This window comes from Microbacterium sp. Bi128, from assembly GCF_918698205.1.
Map to the genome: position 1 here is coordinate 1 of NZ_CAKKMM010000481.1, position 3,466 is coordinate 3,466.

Annotated in this window: 3 protein-coding genes; all 3 read right to left on the bottom strand. The window is 73.7% G+C overall.

Annotated features, from left to right (window positions below; translation table 11 throughout):
• Positions 1 to 1,967, bottom strand: a 1,967-nt coding sequence (lanKC, locus tag LQV45_RS21465) for a class III lanthionine synthetase LanKC (RefSeq protein WP_230008741.1), incomplete at its 3' end; no start/stop codon positions are given.
• A 261-nt stretch (positions 1,968 to 2,228) separates the two neighbouring features.
• Positions 2,229 to 2,906 carry a response regulator transcription factor gene (locus LQV45_RS21470; protein ID WP_230008742.1) on the bottom strand — a complete coding sequence of 226 codons (678 nt, stop codon included), beginning with the start codon at positions 2,904 to 2,906 and terminating at the stop codon, positions 2,229 to 2,231.
• Between the two features lies 1 nt (position 2,907).
• On the bottom strand, positions 2,908 to 3,466 hold a 559-nt coding region (locus LQV45_RS21475; protein WP_374208268.1), incomplete at its 5' end, for a sensor histidine kinase.

Consider the following 3,466-nt stretch of genomic DNA (forward strand, 5'->3'; position numbering starts at 1 on the left):
GTCCCGGGCGGCGCGATCTCGCGCGCAGCCGCGCGGCGCTCCAGCAGCCGGGCGATCTCCCCGGCCTCGGACATCAGGGCGGGATCATGCTCGGCCTCGCTGAGCAGCATGAGGCCGATGCCGGCCAGACCGGAGCCCAGATCGTCGTCGAGGTCGTTCCCCCCTCGCGCGCGAACCCGGTCCCGCACGGCGGCCGCCTCCGCGTGGCGACCCGCGCGCCGCAGCACCCCCACAGCGCCGGCGAGCCCGTCCCACAGCCCCGGTGCGGCGTCGTCCGACGCGGCGAGCGCGCGATCGGTCCACGCCCAGAGGTCGGGCGGGATCGCTGTCCCCGCGGACTGCAATGCCGCGATCACTCCGGCCGAGCCGTGCGCGAGGGAGAACGGCGCCCGGGAGAACTGCAGCGGGTCACCGGGCCAGAGTCGATCGTGGCGGGAAGGATCGGCGTCGGCGACGAGACGTGCACCGACCGCGGCGATGACCCGGTCGAGCGCGCCCTCGGCCCCGTCCCGCAGGTCGACGAGCGCGGCCTCGGAGGCCTCGGCTTCGCCGTGGGCGGTGTCGGGCTCCGGCGCCAGGTGTGCCAGCACATCCGCCGCCCACCGGTCGGGAAGTGCGAACTCGCGTTGCGCGAGCTGGACCAGGTCGACCGCCTTGCGCGAATCCAACGCGAGCAGCGGGGTCAGCGGCACGAACACGAACACCTCGACGCACGCGAGCGCATAGAGGTCGTGCGCGGCACCCCCGCGCCCGTCGGCCGGCGCGAACCCCGGCGCTCCGACGACGGGCGCGGCGTCCGCGGAGAGGGGACGAGCCATCTCGAGATCCAGCAGCACCACGTCGCCGCTTTCACTGACCATGACGTTGCCGGGGTGCAGGTCGCCGTGCGAGTAGCCGGCGTCGTGCAGGTCGGCGACCACCGCCCGCAGACGGGCCAGCACCCGCATCGCCCACTGCGCGTAGGCGGCACGGTTGGCGTCGGTCGCGTCGGCGCGCACCCTCGGGTTGCGCGCGACGACCTCCTTCTGCAGGGCCATGCCGTCGACACGGTCCAAGACCAGGAAGCGGTGGCCGTGGGCTGAGAAGGAGCGACGTGCGCGCGCGAGTCCGCTGCTCGGCGCCGCGCGCAGCACCTCCTCCTCGTCACGCAGGCGCTGCACGGCATCCCGTCCGTCCGGGGTGTGACCGACGAACGGCCGGGCTTCCTTCACCACGACGGGGACGCCCCCGTCGTCGGCCTCGTACACCCCTCCCGCGTTCGAGTGGTGCAACGCCCGCGTCACCGTGGGAAAGCCCGGCGGTGGCGCGGTCTCCCTCAGCCGAGCCACGTGCGGGCCCAGGAACTCCGGCACACTCACCCAGGACGGCGGCGTGAAGGCGGGTTCGCGCACGTCTTCGACGAGCTCGCCCGTGCGGGGGTCGCGGACGGCGGGCACATCGAAGCCGTGGCGGCGGAGCGTCCGCGCGCGGAAGGCCCCGTAGCGGACCGACACCGGGCCCGCACCCCACCGCACGTCGGTCAGCACGTAGGGGCCCGGCATTCCTCCCACGGCGCGGTCCAGCGTGACGACGGCCGCCTGCAGGTCGTCCTCGTCGACGGGGTAGACGGTGATGAACTTCCCGGATGCCGTACGGTCGGCGTCCTTCGCCGACATCCGCCGCAGAGACTCCGGGTGGGGCAGGTGCTTGAACGCCCACCGCCCCTCGAAGCAGGCGGCGGACACTCGCGCGAGCACCTCGCGAGCTCCGTGCTCCGCACTGCTCACGTGCACCTTCCACCCCTGCTCGGGGAGGGTCACCCCGGGAGGCGCCCAGAAAGACCACGTGCCGTCGTCCCGGTGCGTCCACGCCTCCCAGTGGTGGGCGCCCTCGGGGGCGTACGCGGGCTCGTCCGGGGCGGCACGCCGCCGCGGCTCGTCGTAGAAGATCGGGTGAGCCGCGGCGAAGCGCGGGTAGATGGCATCCACGGGTCCTCCTGACGGTGACGGCGCCATTGTTGCGGTGCCGGCGCGCGGCCGCTGAGGATTCCGGCGAGCCCCGCGGCGCCCGCGCGCGGGGCGGCGGGGAACGAGAGGGGACCTACGCGACCTCGCGGAGAAGGACGGGAGGATGAGGGGCAACCGACCCGTGTCGGAGGGATGACATCGCCCCGCCGGGACCCGCTCCCTCCGTACTCGCGCCCCCCGACGACCGCCCGGCGGGCGATCGCGCGAATTCGTCCGATCGGACTAACGCGGGGCGCGATCCAGGCGGTGGCGCACGCCCCAGAGGGCGAGCTGGGTCCGGTCGGAGGTCCCGGTCTTCGCCAGCGCCGACCGGATGTGCGACCGCACCGTGTTGACGGACAGGTGCAGCATCAGGGCGATGTCGTCGTTCCCGGTGAACCCGCGACTCAACGCCGCGACGACCTTCTCCTCCGCCGGGCTCAGGGTCGTCGCCTCCACCCACTCGGCCTGACCCGGACGTCGTTGCGCGAGCTCGCGCAACACCGGTGTCATGACGCGGGAGGAAACGAGGGCCTCTCCGCGCACCGCCGCCCGCACGGCATCCGTGAGTCGCTCGGTGTCGTGCCCTTTGATGAGGTACCCGACGGCACCGGCGTCCAGCGCCGAGAGCACGAAGCGATCGCCCGCATGGGAGGTCATGACGACGATGGCCGGGACCCATTTCACGGCGGCGCCGAGCAGTCGGTACGTCGCCTCCAGGCCGCTCATGCCGGGCATCTGGAGGTCCATGAGCACCACGTCCGGACGCTCGGCCACCCCGATGGCCACGGCATCCGCACCGTTCGCCGCCTCGCCGATGACGCGGATCCCCTCGGCCTGGTCGAGTTGGATCCGCAGCCCTCGACGAACCGTGCGGTTGTCGTCGACGATCAGCACGCGGATCGATCGCGTCCGGGGCATGTCAGATTCGCCCGTCGGCCACGCGGGTGGGCGCGGGCACCCGCATCCGCACGCGCCAGCCGCCGTCGGGGAGCGGACCCGCCGTCAACGCGCCGTCGACGAGGTCGACACGCTCGCGGAGCGCGTCCAGACCCCAACCCAGGCCGAGGCCCGGGGCGGGCGGTGCGGACGTGCGCGGGGGACCGTTCGTCACGGCCAGTGTCAGGCCGCTCTCATCGACGTCGATCGCGACGCCGACGGCCGCGCCGGCTGCGTGCTTGGCCGCGTTCGTCATCGCCTCCTGAACCACGCGGAGTGCCGTGGTCGAGACGACCGCGGGGAGGTCATCGATGTCGCCGGTCACGCTCAGCGTCACGAGCATCCCCCGCTGCTGCCAGAATTCCCCGAGCTCGCGGACCGTGCGCAAGTCGCGCGTGGACTCCGTCGGCACCCCGCCGACGGCCCGCAGGTCGGCGAGCGCGCCGTAGAGGCTCGCGGCGGCGAAGCGCCCCTCGGCCCGGACGTCGTGCACGAGATCCATCACGTCGCCGTCGCGCCCCGAGGCGGTCGCCGAGGCCGCA